Here is a 17,683-nt window from a genome sequence, read left to right as displayed (position 1 = left end):
TCGACGCTCTGGCCGACGTTCCAGACCGCGATCTGGCAGACCCTGCTGATGGCGGTCGTGACGATCCTCATCGGCGGCGTCCTCGGGCTGGTGCTCGGCGTGGCGCTGTTCACCACCCGCGGCGGCGGGCTGATGGAGAACCGGGTCATCAACACGGTGCTCAACGTGCTGGTCAACATCGTCCGGCCGATCCCGTTCATCATCTTCGTGACCGCGATCGCGCCGCTCACCCTGCAGGCGATGGGTTCGACGATCGGGACCCGCGCGGTGCTGTTCCCGCTGGTCATCGCGGCAACGTTCGGCGTGTCCCGCATCGTCGAACAGTCGTTGGTCTCCGTCGATCCCGGCGTGATCGAGGCTGCCGAGGCGATGGGCGCCGGCCCGTGGCGGATCGTCCGGTCCGTCCTGGTGCCGGAGGCGCTCGGTCCGCTGATCCTGGGATACACGTTCATCTTCGTCGCGGTCGTCGACATGACGGCGATCGCGGGGGCGGTCGGTGGCGGCGGACTGGGCGACTTCGCGATCACCTACGGCTACCACCGCTTCGACTGGGCGGTGACCTGGATCGCGGTCGCGGTGATCATCGCGTTGGTTCAGCTCGCGCAGTTCGGCGGCAATGCGTTGGCCCGCAAGGCGCTCCGCCGTTAACTCGCGGCCTACTCAGGACGACGCCCGGCCTCCTTCGGAAACAGCGCGTTCAGCTCGGCGTGGGCGCGTCCGCCGGCGAGCTCGTCATACGTGCCGGCATTGAGCAGTTCGCGAGCCGCCCGCTCGAGGTGCCCGAAGATCGCCCCGGCCAGGGAGGAGCCCGCCGAGATCCGACGGGCGCCGGCCGCGCGCAGTTGCGCGATGCCGGGCGCGTGCGGACCGGTGAGGATGTTGACAGGGGCGTCGATAGCGGCGGTCAACCGAGCGACTTCGACCAGGTCGGTCACCCCGGGGACGAAGATGCCGCTCGCACCGGCGTCGAGGTATGCCGCCGCCCGGGCGACGGCGTCGTCGAAGTCGGCTGCCCCGAGCAGATAGCCGTCCGTGCGGGCGTTGAGGTAGATGTCGACACCCGTGCTGGTCGCCGCCTCGCGGACCACACGCACGCGTTCCACTGCCTCGTCGACCGGTCGCAGCTCACCGTCGATCGCGTCCTCGAGGTTCACGCCGACCGCTCCCGCCTCGATCACCAGACGGGTCGTCTCGGCGAGGTCGGTTGTCGTTTCACCGAATCCGCCTTCGATGTCGCAGGACACGGGCACGGTCGCGACCGAGCAGATGCGTCGCAGGTGCTCGAGCATCAGGCCACGGTCAAGGACATTGCCGTCCTGGACGCCGAGCGACCAGGCGACCGCGGCGCTCGACGTCGCGAGGGCTGTGGCACCCGCTCGCTGGATCACCGCAGCCGAGGCGGCGTCCCAGCAGTTCGGGAGCACGAGCAGGTCGTCGTGGAGGGCGTGGAAGGCGGCTGCGCGTTCGGTCTGTGTCATGGCGTCAACGGTAGGACGGACCACCGTCACGGACCGCCGCGGCGGCCGTGAGTGCGGGGTGCGTCGTAACCGCCCTCCGGAGGGACCATCTCACCGCGGACACCGAGCAGGCGCACCGGTCGCTCATCGGCGAGCTGGGTGTAGAGCGCGAACGCGGTGTCGGCGATGACCGCCGCGTCATACGTCGGTGCCGGCAGTTTGCGGACGCGAGTGACGGTGAAGAACGGCGCGAAGCGAATCTTCAGATGGAGCCGCTGGCAGGGCCGCTGTTCGCCCTGCAGATCCTCGACCACCAGAGCAGCCAATTCGCCGAGGGCGTTGCGTACCTGATCGACCGTCGTCAGGTCGCGTTGGTATGTCGTCTCGTGACCGTGGGCGCGGGCGACCCAGGGGGTGTCATCGACGGTCGCGCTGCCGACACCGCGACCTAGCCGACCGATGTGCGGGCCGGTGTTGGGGCCGAATTCGGCGGCCAGCACCTCGTCCGAGGCGGCGGACAGGTCCCGGACAGTGCGGATGCCGTGTGCTTCCAGCCGTTTCGACGTCTGGCTGCCGATGCCCCAGAGGGCACGGACTGGGCGCTCTCCCATGACTTCGAGCCAGTTGTCCCGCGTCAGTTGAAAGACCCCGCGTGGTTTGCCGAGGTCGGTGGCCACCTTCGCACGGACCTTGGTGTCCCCGACACCGACGCTGCAGTGCAGCCCGGTGGCCGCCAGCACGGCGTCACGGACGGCGTGAGCCGAGCCGACAGGGTCGTCGGTGTCGATGCCGACGAAGGCTTCGTCCCATCCGAGAACCTCGACGACGGCGCCCGGCAGGTCCCGCAACGTCTGCATCACGGTGGTCGAAACAGCCCCGTACACAGGGGAATCCACCGGTAGGAACACCGCGTCGGGGCATCGCTTCACCGCGATCTTGAGCGGCATACCGGAGCGGACACCGTATTCGCGAGCCTCATAGGAGGCCGTCGACACCACGGCGCGTTCGGTCGGGTCACCACGCCCGCCCACCACGACGGGCTTGCCCGCGAGCTCGGGATGACGCTGGATCTCCACGGCAGCAAGGAATTGATCCATGTCGACGTGCAGCACCCAGGCCGTCATACCACTCACCTCGCTCGGGACAAGCCTGCCATGGCACGGTGTCGGACGGCGATCAGCGGGTGCCGGCCACCTGGCGCGTGGTGACGTTGATCCGGTTGAAGAGATTGGTGGTCGCGATCCAGGTCACCAATGCCGCGAGCGCCGTCTCGTCGTAGTGGTCGGCGACCTCGTCCCAGACCGCGTCCGGGACGGGGTCGAGGCTGTCCGCGATGCGGGTCATGTGCTCGGCGAGCAGCAGAGCGGCGCGCTCGTCGTCGGTGAAGTACGGCGCATCACGCCACCCGGCGAGCGAGATCAGCCGCTCGTCGCTCTCCCCGGCCTTCTTGGCCGACTCGAGGCCGTACTGCAGGCACCACGAGCAGCCGTTGATCTGGCTGACGCGCAGGTGCACGAGTTCGAGCGTCGCCTCCGGCACGCCCGCTCCTCGCACGGCGGCGACGAGTGCGTAGATGCCCTTGATCCCGGACGGGTCGAGCAGCTGCGCGGGGTTGGTCATACGGGGTTCCATCGTGCGGTCTCCTTGAGTTCATCGGTTGAATCACAGCGGGTGACGGATGGCGCACGCAGAATGTGACACGTGAGCGATGACGAATTTCTGGCGCACGAGTTCGACACCCATCGGACGCGGCTGCGCGCAGTGGCCTACCGCGTGCTCGGGACGTATGGCGATGCGGATGACGCGGTGCAGGAGGCATGGCTGCGGCTGGCCGGCGTCGACCGGGACAGCATCGACAACCTGGGCGGCTGGCTGACGACGGTGGTGTCGCGGATCTGCCTGGACATGCTGCGGTCCCGGCGTACGCGCGCCGAGGATGAGCTGGACGGCGATGACGCGCCGCTGGCAGCGGTCATGGAGGAGCCGGAGTTCGTTGCTGTCCATGACGATTCGGTCACCAACGCGTTGCTCGTGGTGCTCGATCGACTCGGTCCGGCAGAGCGTCTGGCGTTCGTGTTGCACGACCTCTTCGGTGTGCCGTTCGAGCAGATCGCCGCGGTCATCGAGCGCGCACCCGGTGCGACTCGGCAGTTGGCGTCGCGTGCCCGGCGCCGCGTGCGCGAGGCGGACGTGTCGAGTGCGCGCAAACAGCAGCGCAGTGCGGTGTCGGCCTTCCTGCGGGCGTCGCGCAGTGGTGACCTGGCCGGTCTGCTGGCGGTGCTCGACCCGCAGATCGAGTTGCGCGCGGACCGGGTGGCGGTGGCTGCGGCGGCGGCCGCACCCGGTGGCGCACCGGAGATCGACAGTTCACTGCACGGTGTGCACGCCGTCGCGGCCGCCTTCCAGGGCCGGGCCGCCGGCGCCGAACTGGCCCTGATCGACGGGGTGATCGGCGCCGTCTACGCGCCCGACGGACGTGTCCTGTCGACCATCGCGGCACGGGTGCGCGATGGCCACATCGTCCGCTTCGACGTGTGTGCCGACCAGGAGACCATCGCGTTGATGCGGATCGAGATCCTCGGCCGGCCTTGAGCCCGCGACAGACCGACGTTGCGTGGGTGACGGCCGACCGGGCGCACTGCCGTCGCGCAGGCGCTCGCGGTTGTCGTGTCCGAACCATGCTGGTCAGTCGGCCGGATGCGTCACGTAGCGGCGGCCGGAGGGACTGGTCCAGGTGCAGACACCTTCGGATGTCATCGAAACCGCCCAGCCGCCTTCGTGTTTCGCGCGGTGATGGTGCCGGCAGAGGCATTGGAGGTTCCAGGCCGCGGTAGGACCGTCGGGATATGGGTCGACGTGGTCGAGATCGTCGAGGCGGGCGGGTCGAGTGCAGCCTGGAAAACGGCAATGCTGGTCCCTCGTCACCACGAATCGCCGCAGGCGGGCGCCGGGTTTGTAGGTTCCATCGGCGGTTTCGACCGTCGCTCCCGTCTTCATGTCGATGAGCGCACGCGTCACCTTGGTGCCGAGTGCACCGCACAACTCGATGAGAGCCGCGGCGGGTATGACGCCCAGACTTTCGATGACGGCGTCGCCGATGCGATAAGCGTCGGCCGGGCTGCCGGTCGTCGCCGAGGTGGTGCGATGCCGCTGCTCCGGCACGCCCTGAAGATCATCGGTACCGTGAAGTCTTCGACAACTCGGTCCCCTTGATCGGAGGTCAACACGGACGCTCGGTGCGAAGCGAACCCCGGGCTCTCGCCTGACGAGAGTCGTCACATCGCACGGCTCACGCACAATGACATTCGACGTCGGAGTGTTCAATTCGACCAGCCGATCGATGCCTTCGGCTGCCGACAACTCGAGCAGATGCTGTAACCGCGCCTCGGCGAACGAGGGCGCCGCCGGGGCACTGGACTCACACGACAGGTGACGACCCGCCGCGGACATCGCGGCGGCGAGTCCGGCGCGAACGGCCGGCCGCCGAACGGTCGTGTCCGCTTCCTCGGAGTCGGCACGACCAGATGAAACGGCCCCGTCGGTCGCGGAGCCGATCGGGAACAGCGGGATCTGCACGACGCACGTGGTGCCGACCGAGATGTTCCCGAGCAGCAAGTCGACGAAGGCGTCGACACGGCACTCGTCGAGCGACTTTCCGGTGGTCGTGTCCTTATGCAAGTGACGGGCGAGCTCATTCACACCGGCCATGACGCGCATCGCGTCCTCGCTGGGCAGGACGGCGCGGAACACACTCAGCCCCGGCTCGTGGTGCGGGAACACTTGGACGCCCTTGGCATTGGCCCGCCGCTCGGTGGCAGCCTTGTCTGCGTCGGCCGGCGCTGCTTGGGCGAGCAGTCGCCGCGAGCGTCGGATCAGCTTGGTCGACGTCGTCAAAACCACGTCATCCACATCGCCGAACGTCGCGAGCAACTCCCTCTCGACCTTTCCGGCGACCTTCGGAGAGGCACCGCACAGAGTGTCTCCGACGCCGACGAGCTTTCGCGAATCGAGCGTGCCGCGCGCTGTCAGGTCGAACAGGCGCGGCGTGCGACGTATGGCGTCCACCGACTCGGTCAGCCGAGTCGTCGCCTGACGGTCGGACCAGCCGAGCCGGGTGCCGATCTCCGATGGCAGCCACTCGTCCGCATACGAACCGAGGGCATGCCGCACCTCACGCGGCGGCCCGTCGCTCGAGACGACCTCCTCGATCGCGGCGACCTGTGCCAGCCGTGCGGATTGAACTGCCCACATCGAGTTTTGAACCTGCTGGCAGACAACCGCCTGGTCGATCAGGCCCTCACGGGACGTGTCCGCCGTGCCGGATCGCATCCTGTTCGCCGCTTCTCGCGCGAGGGCGTGCGCGGTCGCGAGCAGCGCGTCGACCGATGCATCGGCGACGGCCTCGCCAGTGACCAGAAGCGGCTGATTGGACATGGTTCATAATAACTGTGTTCGAATCTGATCGCAAGACGAAATGACAGCAATATCCTTTGTTGTCAGGGGTTTTGGTCGATCTCCTTGCCCACACAAACTCGCTTTCAGCATATACGGGATGACCGACAGCTGCTGCTCTGCGAAGCTTGCCAAGTGATCACAGCGTGGCCGTTCGACGAACTGACTCTCACCGGCGCGGAGCTCCTGCTCCGGCCGGTGCGCGATGCTGAGCTGGCGCAGTTCATCACGATCTTTCCGGACGACTTCGACCTCGACCCGCGCTTCCCGCCGCTGACCGGGATGCCGGCTCAGCAGGACCGCGAGCGCCGTTTCGCGCAGAGCGTCTGGCGACATCGCGGGTGCTGGTCCATCGACGAGTGGGCACTCGACTTCGGCGTATGGCGCAACGGCGAGCCCATCGGCATACAGACCCTCGAGGGGACAAGGTTTTCGACCTACCGCACCGTCGACACCGCGTCGTGGATCGCAAAACCGTTCCGCGGCAAGGGATTCGGCATTCAAGCACGCACGGCGGTGCTGGCGTTCGCCTTCGAACATCTCGGCGCGCATCAGGCGATCACCTCGGCTGTTGTGACCAACCATGCCTCCCTCGGGGTGAGTCGACGGATCGGCGACCGAGACAACGGCGTCCGGCCGCACGACGCCGGCGACGGCATCGTCGACCTGCAGCACCTGAGGTTGAGTCGCGATGACTGGGCCGCGAGCGACTCGCGAATCTCGTTCGCCGTCAACGGGTTCGACGATTGCCGGCCGTATTTCGAACATCCGTGAAACGCTGACCGGATGACGACAGACCCGAAGGACCCGCTGAAGACCGAAGTGCTCTACTTCGGCCGTCCCTTCGGGCGCGAATGGCCGACGACGGCAGCTACGCCTACCACGTGGCGATCTATGTCGGCAACGGCATGCCTGACGAACTCGTCGCCGCCGATGACCCGGATCCCCGCGCCGGTTGGTACGCAACGGAATTCGAGACCGCTGACGGAATCATCGACCTCTATCGTCGCGTGCAGGCCTTCGCGGACGAGACCATCGACGTGCTACCGCTCGAAGCGATCGGCCACGTCGCTCAGTGGGGCGATGCGGAGGTCACCCTGCACGAACTCATGGTCCACAAGATCTCAGACCTGCAGCGGCACGCCGGCCACGCGGACATTCTGCGCGAACAGCTAGACGGGTCTGTCGGCCTGTTGCCCGGCCACAGCAATCTCCCCTACAGCAGCGACCTGCCGGCACACTGCGAGCGCCTGACGCGCATCGCCGATCAGTTCGACTGAGCAGGGTCGCGCGCGAACTCCCCGACCCACCGGTCGCCGCCGCGCATCGGAATCCGTCGCAGGCGGGTGAGCCGCACATCGCAGGCCGCCACACGACGCACCTCCGACTCCGGCAACAACCACGGCGGCCCCGTCGGATCGTCATCAGCCGGGCAACGGGCAACCACGAGAATCTCGCCGCCGGGTGCGCACAGGGACGCAACACCTGCCGCAGCCGCCAGGTGCAGTTGTCGCGGCAACGCCTGCAACGTCGTGCACTCGACGACCAGGTCGAACGCCCCGACCAACTCCGGCGGCACCGCGAGCAGATCCGCCTGCCGATAGTCGACCGCTGATGCCGGATGCCGTTCGCGCGCCGACTCCACCGCCGTCGGCGCCACGTCGAACCCGGTCACGTCGAAGCCGTATGACGCCACCAGCTCGGCGTCGTCGCCATACGCGCAGCCGACGACCACCGCCCGGCCCACGTGCGGCCGACCGTCCGGGTGACGCTCGCGCAGCCACGTCACCAGGTATGGCGTCGGCTCCCCGTGATCCCACGGAACCACCGACGATCCGTCGTGTGCTCCGGCATACAGCCGTTCGTACCAGCCCGCTGCACCTGCCTCCACGACGCCATGATGCCCCGCCCGTGTGCCGCGGGAACAAAACTCGCCACCACAGCCTTGAGCCCATAAGACTCAACTTTGGCTGCGGCACACCGTGCCGCCATACGACTCCAGGAGAGCGATGACCCGAACAACCGAGCTGCCGGTGCTCTTTCTGCACGACCAGGTGGCCCTGCCCGGCATGACCCTGCCGATCGAGCTGGACGACGAAGCGCGCGCGGCCGTCGACGCCGCCCGGGCCGCCGGCAGCGAACAGCTGCTGCTCGCCCCGCGCATCGACGACAACTACCCCACGATCGGCGCCGTGGCGACGATCGAGCAGGTGGGCCGGATGCCGAGCGGCGAACCCGCTGCGGTGCTGCGCGCCACCGACCGCGCCCGCATCGGTCGCGGCGTGGCCGGACCCGGCGCCGCCCTCTGGGTGGAGGCCGAGGTGATGGCACCTGCCGAACCGACCGAGCGCACTCGCGAGCTCGCCACCGACTACAAGCGACTCGTGATTGCCACCCTCAAGCGCCGCAACGCGTGGCAGGTCATCGACCACGTCGAGTCGACGACCGATGCCCACGCACTGGCCGACCTGGCCGGCTGGGCCTCTTACCTCTCGCCGCAGCAACGCATCGAGCTGCTCGAACAGACCGACGTCGACAAGCGACTCGAAGTCCTCATCAAGTGGACCGGCGATCACCTTGCCGAGCAAGAGGTTTCGGACAAGATCGCCAGCGACGTCCGCGACGGCATGGACAAGAGTCAGCGCGAGTTCCTGTTGCGCCAGCAGCTGGAGGCGATCCGCAAGGAACTCGGTGGGAGCGAACCCGAGGGCGCCGACGACTACCGCTCCCGGGTCGAGGCGGCCGACCTGCCGGATGACGTGCGCGAGGCTGCGCTGCGCGAGGTGGGCAAGCTGGAGCGTTCCAGCGAGCAGAGCCCGGAAGGCGGCTGGATCCGCACCTGGCTGGACACGGTGCTGGAACTCCCTTGGCAACACACGACGTCCGATCGCACCGACATCACCGCTGCCCGCGAGGTGCTGGACGCCGATCACCACGGCCTGGAGGACGTGAAGGACCGCATCGTCGAATACCTCGCCGTCCGCGGACGCCGCGCTGAACGCGGGCTGGAGGTCGTGGGTGGACGCGGCTCCGGCGCGGTGCTCGCCCTCGTCGGGCCGCCCGGCGTCGGCAAGACGTCGCTCGGCGAGAGCGTGGCACGGGCCCTGGACCGATCCTTCGTGCGTGTCGCCCTCGGCGGTGTGCGTGACGAGGCCGAGATCCGCGGCCACCGACGCACGTATGTCGGGGCACTGCCCGGCCGGATCGTGCGCGCCATCAAGGAAGCCGGCTCGATGAACCCCGTCGTACTCCTCGACGAGATCGACAAGGTCGGCTCCGACTTCCGCGGCGACCCGGCCGCCGCGCTGCTCGAGGTGCTCGACCCGGCGCAGAACCACACCTTCCGCGATCACTACCTCGAACTCGATCTCGACCTGTCCGACGTCGTCTTCATCGCCACCGCGAACACTCTCGAGACCATCCCCAGCGCACTGCTGGACCGGATGGAGTTGGTCGCCCTCGACGGCTACACCGAGGATGACAAGGTCGCCATCGCGTCGACGCACCTGCTGCCCCGACAGTTGGACCGCGCTGCGCTCACGGCGGATGACGTCACCATCGACGAAGCAGCACTGCGGGAGATGGCAGGCGAATACACGCGCGAAGCGGGTGTTCGTCAGATGGAGCGCATGCTCGGCAAGATCCTGCGCAAGGTCGCCACCCAGCTCGCCATGGACAAGGCGGAGGCGCCCGTGCGGGTCACCGTCGACGACCTGACGGACTACCTGGGCCGACCCCGGTTCACCCCGGAGTCAGCGGAACGAACCGCCGTGCCCGGTGTCGCCACCGGACTCGCGGTGACCGGCATGGGCGGCGACGTGCTGTTCATCGAAGCCGCCAAACCGGCGAGTGCGACACTGCAATCGGCTTCTGTCGACGGTGAATCCGGCCCGCGACTCACCCTGACCGGCCAACTCGGTGACGTGATGAAGGAGAGCGCACAGATCGCCCTCTCCTACCTGCGCGCCCACGGCGCCGAGCACGGTGTCGACGTCGCGGCACTCACCGGACCGATCCACCTGCACGTGCCCGCCGGTGCAACGCCCAAGGACGGCCCGTCCGCCGGTGTCACCATGGTCACCGCCCTGGCATCCTTGGCCACCGGCCGACCGGTCCGCAGCGATGTCGGTATGACGGGAGAAGTGACCCTGAACGGCCGTGTCCTGCCGATCGGCGGCGTGAAGCAGAAGCTGCTCGCGGCGCAGCGCGCAGGGTTGACAACGGTGTTCATCCCGCAGCGCAACGAACCGGATCTGGACGACGTGCCGGACGAGGTGAGGAACGCTCTCGACATACGACCGGTCAGCGATGTCGCGCAGATCCTCGAACTCGCCTTCGAGACGGCGTCGGCGGTGGACGCGCACAGCGCCGCCTGACGCACGCCTGGCCGGACGGGAGACGACTCCTGTCCGGCCTCGCCGCGTCACGACTTGCGGGCGTCCACTCCGGTCACCTTCGGCACACCGTTGGAGAACGCCAGCTCGCCGCTGTAGAGATAGAACGGGTGGGACTTCCCCGCCCCACCGGGCCGTCCGGACCAGAAGATCCGGTACGCCTTCGCCTGCGGCGAGTAATAGACGTCGGCGTCCCCGGTACCGCAGGTGTTGGTGTTGGACGGGAAGCTCAGGCGATGGGACGTCGCCGGCCAGCCCCACAGGTGGGTCGACGTCCGGTATTCCGTGTGATAGCTGCACAGCGTGTAGCCGCCGAGCGACGTGAAGAGCGTGAAGGTGTTGCCGCGCTGCACCATCACCGGGTTCTCCTCGATGTTGTCCGGGCGCGTCGTGAGGATGTGACTGGTGCCGAAGATCTTGACCGACGACGCATTGCTGGCGGTCTGCACCCTGACCATCCGGATCGTCGAGTAGTAATGGAAACCCGGCTGGCCCTTCGTGCCGACGCTGTGCTGCGTCTTGTACGTCACATACAGACCCCTCGACCCGTTGAACGTCAGGAAGCGTGGTGTCGCGTCGATCACCGAGTCGTTCGACGCAGCACCGGACATCACGTCGGGTGCGCCGTACCGCCCGTTGATGCACGACAGCGGCGTCGAGGCCGGCGTGTAGGGACCGGTGGCTTTGGTCGCGAAGGCGACCCCGATGCAGCGCAGGTAGCTGGAGTCCTTGCGCTGGGCGGCATACGTGAGCATGTACTTCCCGGACGAGATCTTGATGGCCGATGGTGCCCAGACCGCGGGATGCGATGTCGAGGTCGACTGCTTGGACCAGACTGGGTCAGCGTTCAGCGCGTGCCCGGCCTGCTTCCACGGCCCGTTGGCGTATGGCGCGGTGGCCACCTTCGCCCGCCAGCCGGTGTAGAAATTCACGAATTGTCCGCTGTCCCACAGGATGCCGGGATCTCCGACCGGGAAGCTCGAGACCGGTGTGCGGTATCCGGCGGCGTGCGCCGGCGTGGCGAGCATCACGGTGGTGGATGCTGCGGCGGCGACGGCGAGGGCGGCAGCTGTACGGCGAAACTTCATGGCGTTCTCCTGACGGCGAGAGTCTCCCGCTCCGATCACGAAAGCTAGGCACTCGCCCTGCGAATCGACTGCGACACACGGCCTGCGGTCGCAGCGGATTCGCAGCCGGCGACCACGGCAGGCATACCGTGGGCTCGTGAGCGAGCAGCACCAGTGGAGCAGGCCGTCCAGCCGGAAGATCCGTGATCTACTGCGGGCGGCGCACACCGTGGCCGTGGTCGGCGTCTCCGACAAGCCCACCCGACCGAGCCACGGCGTGGCGGCATACCTGCTCGAACACACCGACTACGAAGTGTGGTTCGTCAACCCGCGGCTGACCACCCTGATGGGCCGGCCGGTGCACCCGAGCCTGGCCGACCTGCCCGCGGCACCGGACATCGTCGACGTCTTCCGCCGGCCGAGCGAGCTGCCCGCAGTGACCGACGACGCCATCGCCGCCGGTGCGGGCGCGTTGTGGACGCAGCTTGGTCTGTATGACGAAAGTGTCGCAGCCACAGCGTCATCCGCCGGCCTGACGGTCGTCATGGACCGTTGCCTCATGGTCGAACACCGGGCGCTGATCGGCCCGGCACGGTAGTTGCCGCATCCCGGCGCGGATCCATCAGGTCGATGGTCTGCAGGATCCAGAAGGCCGCGAAGAGAGCGAGGATCCCGATCTCGAGTCCCAGCAGCGCGTAGGACCACGACCGCAGGGCGGCGAAGACCACGACCACGAGACCCATGCCACCGAGGACGACCCAGTACGCCCTGTCGAACCGTGTGCGGCTCGCAGTCGCCTTCCGGGCGATCACCCGCACACCCCAGTCGGTGTTCAGGGCGACCACGCCGGCGAACGGTACGAAGGTGAACGTCGCCGCCAGCGTGTGCGCATGGCGGGCGAACCCGTCACGGTCCACCGCCAGCCAGACGACGCCGACGAGCCACGCGAGCGCCACGGCCACCAGTCCGACGGCGCTCCAGGCGGATAGGCGCTCGCGCCGCCGGACCCGGCGGACGGCATACCCGAGCACCACCAGGTATCCGATGCCGAGCACCGTCAGGAACGTCGCCGCGTTGTTGGTGATGGCCACCACGTCCGGTGAGCGACCGCTCTCCGGCGTCGGCACGAAGGCCACCATCGGCGCACTGATGCCGGCCAGGTCGAGGCAGACGTTCTCCGCGTCGGTGTAGCCGCGCAGCGCGACGAGGCAGGCCCCGACACTGGCCAGCACGGCGACGAAGACGGGACCGGCGGGCGTGTAGTAGTACGCGCTGATCGACGTCTGCCAGCCGCCGCGCACGGTTTCGATGCCGAGCGAGATTGCCAGGGCCAGCAGGAGCGCGAGCAGACAGAACCGGAGGTAACGGTAGGTCGTGACCTCTGCTCTCATGCCCGGATTGTCTTCCATGCCGTCAAGGAGTGCGCGAGCACACGCGGTGATGCATCCGTCGCATCACCACCGGATGTGACGCGCACTCACCGCGAGTCGGCGCGCCTGGTACCGCTGCGGCCGAAGCCGCGGCCGCGCGAGCTGCAGGCCGGCGTCGGCCGCAATCCATTCGACGACTTCGTCGACCGACAAGTCGTCGGTCGGCACATGGGTCGCATAGCGATCGCCGACCAGCGCCTGCACGCATCGGTCGATGTTGCCCAGCGCCCACGTGTCCTCGTGACCGCGCAGGGTTGAAAGCCGTGACCGCAGGCGGCTTCTCAGCGTCTGCGCGCTGGCGCTCAGCGTGTAGTGCCGTACGTCGACACCCAGCTGCCGGAGTCCGCCGATGATCTCGTCGAAGTAGTCGTCGCGCACGATCGTCATCGGCACGATGACCGGTCCGCGCGCCGCATCCTCGGCCTGCTGCAGGGTGTGGACGACGCCCGACCGCCACTGCGCCAGGTCCTGGAAGTCACCGCGCGCGCAGTCGGGCAGCATCTTGTGCATCGCGAAGCCCAACACCTCGGGATCCGCCACCTGGCTCTCCGGCAGCCGCCGCCGCAACTCGTGCGCGGTCTGCGTCTTGCCCGCCCCGAAAGCGCCGTTGATCCAGATCAGCACAACAACACAGTAGCGACCGACACACCTCTGGATCACAACAACTTCAAGAAAGCCTGAACTTTCACCCATAATATGCTGACCGAAAACGCTTTGCCAAAGATTTACTCTCGAATGATTGCAGTTCCATCGCGGATACTTCTATATTTTCCCCACGGGGGCTTCGACCACTTCGCTCGAACTCTCACTCTTAGCGCCCAAGGGGGGGCGTCACGATTCAAAGGGGAAACAATTGAAAATTCGACACATCATGGCAGTCTCTGTTACAGCGATTGCCATCGCTGTCCCGTTGATGCCAACGCCGGCCCACGCCAGCATTCCCAGCGGAACTCGCGTAGCCGTATCATCAATATCACCTATGGAATGCATCGACACTGTCGGTCCGAACATGTTCCCAAAGGGCGAGCTATTCGGTCCCTACCGGACACACCCCGATGCGGTCGATGCCGCCCAGGAGGCCATCCGCGAAGGTCACGGTGGTTCTGCTGAGATCACACGGGAAACGTCAACTCGATACATGGTGGACTACTTCCGCAACTATGGTTGTTGACCGAGAAAAATAGTCGGTGCGTTGGCCCCAAGGTGCCTCTGCGGGGCCAACGCAGTAGTCACTATCAAATGACGAAACGAGCACTATGCCAAGCCAAGGACAGGATCTCTCTCGACGCGTGGCATTGACGCTTATCGTCACGGGAGGCGCGACTGCGATCCTCGGCGCGTGCAGCGTTGGGTCCGCACCGACAAAGGCCTCGAAGCATCCTGTCACACTGCCGACAGAGGTCGTCGGCAGAATCGAGGACAGCAGCGACATCCCCGTCGCATTGTGGACGCGCTCCGACCTCAAAAGCAAGGTGTTGGCGCGGGTGATAACAGTCGGAGACATCGCCGCGGGCGACCTTTCAAGGTGCGCGCTTTTTGCCCAGGAGTCTGTCGACGCTATCGAGCGAATCACCGGGATTCGTCCGAATGAGAAATACCTCATGCTTCTCCCGCGCAACGGTGCCGAGTTCAAGAATTGGATAGCCGGTTCTTCGAAGGATGTAGCCGGAGGGTACGTCCCACCGGGGCCTCCGGGCGCCCAAGGCTGGATCGTGATTGACACCGCATCAAGCATCGGCACCGGCCGAACACTGCTCGACAACCGCGCGTGGTTGGAACACGACATTCGCCATGAGTTCTTTCATGCCAACACCCTGCCGGACTCGGACAGCGCTGGAAACGCACCGCTATGGGTCACGGAGGGGTACGCCGAGTGGGCAGGATCAACGGCGACCGTTGTGTTTCCGCAGGCTGCACCGCCGCCGAATCTGCCGGCGACCAACTCTGAGTTCGCGCAGGAAAGAGCCACTAATGCCTACGCGCAGTCTTTCATGTTCGTTTCGTACCTGGTCTCGCAGTTCGGCCAGGCCACCGCCATCCGGTTCTACAAACGATCACTCGAGCCGGCCTACGGCAGCACGGCCGCCAGCTTTGCGCACGTCTTCAAGCGTGATCTGGCGTCGGTCGAGAAGGAGTGGGCGAGCCAGTACAAGGAGCAGGTCGCCGCGCTCGACGTCGACGTCTATGTGAAATGAGTCGACCACTCATTCCCAGCGGATCGGCAGCCGCTTGACGCCGCGCTGGAAGTTGGACCGCAGCAGGGCCGGCTCCCCGGCGAGTTGTATGTCGCGGGTGCGGACCAGCACTTCACGGAAGAGGTGCTCCATCTGCACCCGTGCGAAGTGTGCGCCGACACAGACGTGCGGACCGTGGCCGAAGACGCGATGGTTGTTGGGCTTTCGGCCCAGCTGCAGCTCCGCCGGCTGGTCGAAGACGGCAGGGTCGCGGTTGGCGGCCAGGTAGGAGACGACCACCTTGTCACCGGCATGCACGGCGGTGTCCCCGAGTTGGACGTCACGGGCAGCAGTGCGCCGGAAGGTCATGACCGGTGTCCACCAGCGCAGCAACTCGTCCACCGCACCCCGGATCTGCGACGGGTCGGCACGCAGTGCCGCCATCGCGTCGGGGTTCGACAGGAGTGCGATCATCGCGCCGGGCAACCCGTTGCGCAGCGTCTCGTTGCCCGCGACGGCGAAGAGCCAGAACATGTTCTCGAACTCCTCGACCGACAACTGCCCGCCGTCCTCCGCGCGTTGCGCGAGCAGGATCGACATCACGTCGTCACCCGGCTCGGCCCGCTTCGCGTCACCCAGCAGGTGTGCGTAGCGGTAGAGGTCCGGCATGCCGTCACGGCCGCGCGGGTCCGGCATACGTCCGTGCTCATCCGGCGACGGGCGCAGCGCCACCGCCTCCTGCGCCAGCGAAGTCCCTTGTGCTCCATCGAAAGTCGCCGATCCGGCATAGTCGGCGTCGAGGAAGCCGATGACCCGGTTCGACCAGTCGAACATCAGCCAACGATCCTCCGTCGGCACGCCGAGGACGTCCGCCAGCGTCAGCAGCGGCAGATCAGCCGCGACATCCTTGGCGAAATCGCACTCGTGCGGTCCGTCGAGCATCCGGTCGACGATGCCCTCGGCGTGCGCGGCGATCCGATCCTCCAGCGCCCGCACCGCCCGCGGCGTGAACGACGCGGCGATCATCCTGCGCAACCGGGTGTGCTCCGGCGGATCCATGTTCAGCATCATCCGGCGCACGTAGGCCAAGTCACCCGGTGTCGCAGGGTCACGGATCTGGGTGCCACCGAGCGCCGAGGAGTATGTCGCGGGGTCGCGCACCACCTCGGTGACCAGAGCGTGATCCACCACCAGGTGGTAGCCGGGCCCGGGCGGCAGACCGGGGAGTTCGGGTTCGTCCACCCAGTGCACCGGACCGGCGGCGCGCAATCGCTCGATCAGCTCGAACGGCACGCCCTCGGTGTAGGTGCTCGGATCGTGCAGAGCTGCAGTCGACGGCGTCGCCATCCTGCTCAGTCCAGTGCGTCGAGGGCGCGACCGAAGTGGTCCATGAAGGCGTCCGGTGATTCGTACATCGGATAGTGTCCGGCGTCATCGATGACGGCCATCGCGGCGTCGGGGAAGAGCTGCAGCCAGCTGGCCTCACAGGTCTGCGGGCCGAGCGCCGCGTCGCGAGCGCCGACGATCAGCCGCAGCGGCACCTCGACCGGGGGGACCTCTTCGTGGAAGTCGGTCCTGCCCCACGACGGCAGGTAGGCGCCGAAGGCGTCCCGCCGGGAGTTCTCCACCGAGAAGCGCACCATCTGCTGCACCCACTCGTCCGGGTGCACGTTGCCGGTGGTGAAGTCGATGATCGCCGCCCGGTTGTCGTCGTTGTCCGCGGCTCCGTCGAACAACGCCCACGACTCGTCGTCGAACGGCACCCCGGTCGGCGGCACCGGCGACACACCGATCAGTCCGGTGACCCGCTGCGGTGCGTCGGCGAAGGTGCGCATCATGGCGGTGCCACCCATCGAGTGGCCGATCAATGCGTAACGATTCCAGCCGAGTTCGTCGGCGAGCGCCCGGGCGTCCGCGCTGATCTCGGCGAGGCTGTAGTCACCGGTCTCGGTCTTGCGAGTGCCGTATCCGCGGTAGTCCAGGAACGCCACGGTGCATCGGTCACCGTCGATCCGCAGCGGCAGCTCCCCCCAACCGCTCGACGACCCGAACCACCCGTGCAGGGCGATCAACCGCACCGGACCGGAACCCACCACGACGTGTCCAACACTCATCTGCGCACCCTAGTGCGTCGCGCCCTCGCCGGCACCTGTCTGGCGTTCGCGGATGACGAGGGGTGCGGCTGACGGCGACCGCGCCGAGGAGTAGACCTGTGACGGACGCACCATCTGGACAGAAGGAGCAGCACGACATGCAACCGCGGATGAAGATCGCCAACGTCATACCCGAGGCCTACGAGAAGGTCATCGCGCTCGAGCAGTACGCCGCCACTCACGTCGACCCGACGCTCTACGAACTGGTCAAACTGCGCGCCTCGATGATCAACGGCTGCGGCTTCTGCATCGACATGCACAGCCACGACGCTCTCGAGGCCGGCGAGCAGCCGCAGCGGCTCTTCGAGCTGATGGCCTGGCGTGAGGTGGGGTGCTTCACCGACCAGGAGCGCGCCGCGCTGGCGCTGGTCGACCAGGTCACCCGGCTGGGCGAGGAGGGGGTCACCGACGAGGTGTGGGCCGCCGCCTGCGACCAGTTCAGTGAGGAGGAGGTCGCCCACCTGCTGGTCGCGATCGCCACGATCAACGTGTGGAACCGGCTCGCCATACCGACGCGAATGCAGCCGCCGAAGCGCTGATCCCGGCCGGTGCGCTC

Annotated in this window: 19 protein-coding genes; 9 read left to right on the top strand and 10 right to left on the bottom strand. The window is 67.1% G+C overall.

The features are described from left to right. The first annotated feature begins 48 nt into the window (after positions 1-48). Positions 49-648 (top strand): methionine ABC transporter permease, encoded by a 600-nt coding sequence (locus ACYVBN_RS00360; RefSeq protein WP_460599777.1) that lies wholly within the window; start codon positions 49-51, stop codon positions 646-648. Positions 649-656: 8 nt separating this feature from the next. Here ACYVBN_RS00360 and ACYVBN_RS00355 read toward each other — a convergent pair whose 3' ends face one another. From ACYVBN_RS00355 to ACYVBN_RS00345, 3 genes are read right to left on the bottom strand one after another with little or no spacing between them, the layout of a single operon-like run. Further along, positions 657-1,478: an isocitrate lyase/PEP mutase family protein gene (locus ACYVBN_RS00355; protein WP_460598853.1), complete on the bottom strand. Its 822-nt coding sequence runs from the start codon at positions 1,476-1,478 to the stop codon at positions 657-659. Positions 1,479-1,504: 26 nt separating this feature from the next. Next, positions 1,505-2,581: a DNA polymerase IV gene (locus ACYVBN_RS00350; protein WP_460598852.1), complete on the bottom strand. Its 1,077-nt coding sequence runs from the start codon at positions 2,579-2,581 to the stop codon at positions 1,505-1,507. Positions 2,582-2,633: 52 nt separating this feature from the next. Beyond that, positions 2,634-3,089, bottom strand: coding sequence for a carboxymuconolactone decarboxylase family protein (locus ACYVBN_RS00345; RefSeq protein ID WP_440283148.1), 456 nt, complete (start codon positions 3,087-3,089; stop codon positions 2,634-2,636). Positions 3,090-3,158: 69 nt separating this feature from the next. On the opposite strand from ACYVBN_RS00345, the gene ACYVBN_RS00340 reads away from it, so the two are divergent. After that, positions 3,159-4,049, top strand: a complete 891-nt coding sequence (locus tag ACYVBN_RS00340; RefSeq protein ID WP_460598851.1) for a sigma-70 family RNA polymerase sigma factor family protein — start codon at positions 3,159-3,161, stop codon at positions 4,047-4,049. Positions 4,050-4,142: 93 nt separating this feature from the next. On the opposite strand, the gene ACYVBN_RS00335 is transcribed toward ACYVBN_RS00340, so the two are convergent. Next, a complete protein-coding gene (locus ACYVBN_RS00335) occupies positions 4,143-5,522 on the bottom strand; it encodes an HNH endonuclease signature motif containing protein (protein WP_460598850.1) in 1,380 nt (459 codons plus the stop codon). 96 nt (positions 5,523-5,618) lie between these two features. Here ACYVBN_RS00335 and ACYVBN_RS00330 point away from each other — a divergent pair, with 96 nt between their 5' ends. From ACYVBN_RS00330 to ACYVBN_RS00320, 3 genes are all read left to right on the top strand, one after another. Beyond that, positions 5,619-5,900 (top strand): hypothetical protein, encoded by a 282-nt coding sequence (locus ACYVBN_RS00330; protein ID WP_460598849.1) that lies wholly within the window; start codon positions 5,619-5,621, stop codon positions 5,898-5,900. Positions 5,901-6,044: 144 nt separating this feature from the next. Continuing rightward, entirely contained in the window at positions 6,045-6,683 is a 639-nt protein-coding gene (locus tag ACYVBN_RS00325; RefSeq protein WP_460598848.1) for a GNAT family N-acetyltransferase, read from the top strand. A 110-nt stretch (positions 6,684-6,793) separates the two neighbouring features. Further along, the gene (locus ACYVBN_RS00320) at positions 6,794-7,189 is read left to right on the top strand and encodes a mycothiol transferase (protein ID WP_460598847.1); all 396 of its coding nucleotides are present in this window, start codon (positions 6,794-6,796) and stop codon (positions 7,187-7,189) included. Here the strand turns inward: ACYVBN_RS00320 and ACYVBN_RS00315 are convergent. Continuing rightward, entirely contained in the window at positions 7,177-7,800 is a 624-nt protein-coding gene (locus ACYVBN_RS00315; protein ID WP_460598846.1) for a class I SAM-dependent methyltransferase, read from the bottom strand. The genes ACYVBN_RS00320 and ACYVBN_RS00315 overlap by 13 nt on opposite strands. Positions 7,801-7,918: 118 nt before the next feature. On the opposite strand from ACYVBN_RS00315, the gene lon reads away from it, so the two are divergent. Further along, positions 7,919-10,285, top strand: coding sequence for an endopeptidase La (lon, locus tag ACYVBN_RS00310; protein WP_460598845.1), 2,367 nt, complete (start codon positions 7,919-7,921; stop codon positions 10,283-10,285). Between the two features lie 47 nt (positions 10,286-10,332). Here lon and ACYVBN_RS00305 read toward each other — a convergent pair whose 3' ends face one another. Then, positions 10,333-11,391 (bottom strand): glycoside hydrolase family protein, encoded by a 1,059-nt coding sequence (locus ACYVBN_RS00305; RefSeq protein ID WP_460598844.1) that lies wholly within the window; start codon positions 11,389-11,391, stop codon positions 10,333-10,335. Positions 11,392-11,527: 136 nt separating this feature from the next. On the opposite strand from ACYVBN_RS00305, the gene ACYVBN_RS00300 reads away from it, so the two are divergent. Continuing rightward, positions 11,528-11,968: a CoA-binding protein gene (locus ACYVBN_RS00300; protein WP_440283155.1), complete on the top strand. Its 441-nt coding sequence runs from the start codon at positions 11,528-11,530 to the stop codon at positions 11,966-11,968. On the opposite strand, the gene ACYVBN_RS00295 is transcribed toward ACYVBN_RS00300, so the two are convergent. Beyond that, entirely contained in the window at positions 11,928-12,761 is an 834-nt protein-coding gene (locus ACYVBN_RS00295; protein ID WP_460598843.1) for a hypothetical protein, read from the bottom strand. The two genes, ACYVBN_RS00300 and ACYVBN_RS00295, sit on opposite strands and share 41 nt — an antisense overlap. Before the next feature lie 63 nt (positions 12,762-12,824). Continuing rightward, positions 12,825-13,424 (bottom strand): ATP-binding protein, encoded by a 600-nt coding sequence (locus ACYVBN_RS00290; RefSeq protein ID WP_460598842.1) that lies wholly within the window; start codon positions 13,422-13,424, stop codon positions 12,825-12,827. Between the two features lie 665 nt (positions 13,425-14,089). On the opposite strand from ACYVBN_RS00290, the gene ACYVBN_RS00285 reads away from it, so the two are divergent. Continuing rightward, positions 14,090-14,995 carry a gluzincin family metallopeptidase gene (locus ACYVBN_RS00285; RefSeq protein WP_460598841.1) on the top strand — a complete coding sequence of 302 codons (906 nt, stop codon included), beginning with the start codon at positions 14,090-14,092 and terminating at the stop codon, positions 14,993-14,995. 9 nt (positions 14,996-15,004) lie between these two features. Here the strand turns inward: ACYVBN_RS00285 and ACYVBN_RS00280 are convergent, their stop codons facing one another. Continuing rightward, the gene (locus ACYVBN_RS00280) at positions 15,005-16,321 is read right to left on the bottom strand and encodes a cytochrome P450 (protein ID WP_460598840.1); all 1,317 of its coding nucleotides are present in this window, start codon (positions 16,319-16,321) and stop codon (positions 15,005-15,007) included. Positions 16,322-16,326: 5 nt separating this feature from the next. Further along, entirely contained in the window at positions 16,327-17,088 is a 762-nt protein-coding gene (locus tag ACYVBN_RS00275) for an alpha/beta fold hydrolase (protein ID WP_460598839.1), read from the bottom strand. Positions 17,089-17,186: 98 nt separating this feature from the next. Between ACYVBN_RS00275 and ACYVBN_RS00270 the strand changes: the two genes are divergently transcribed. Then, a complete protein-coding gene (locus ACYVBN_RS00270) occupies positions 17,187-17,666 on the top strand; it encodes a carboxymuconolactone decarboxylase family protein (protein WP_460598838.1) in 480 nt (159 codons plus the stop codon). The last annotated feature ends 17 nt before the right edge of the window (positions 17,667-17,683 follow it).

The sequence above is a fragment of the Flexivirga lutea genome, from assembly GCF_054778955.1.
The sequence above is the reverse complement of the archived record's forward strand: the minus strand, read 5'-3'. Positions and strand labels throughout refer to the sequence as shown.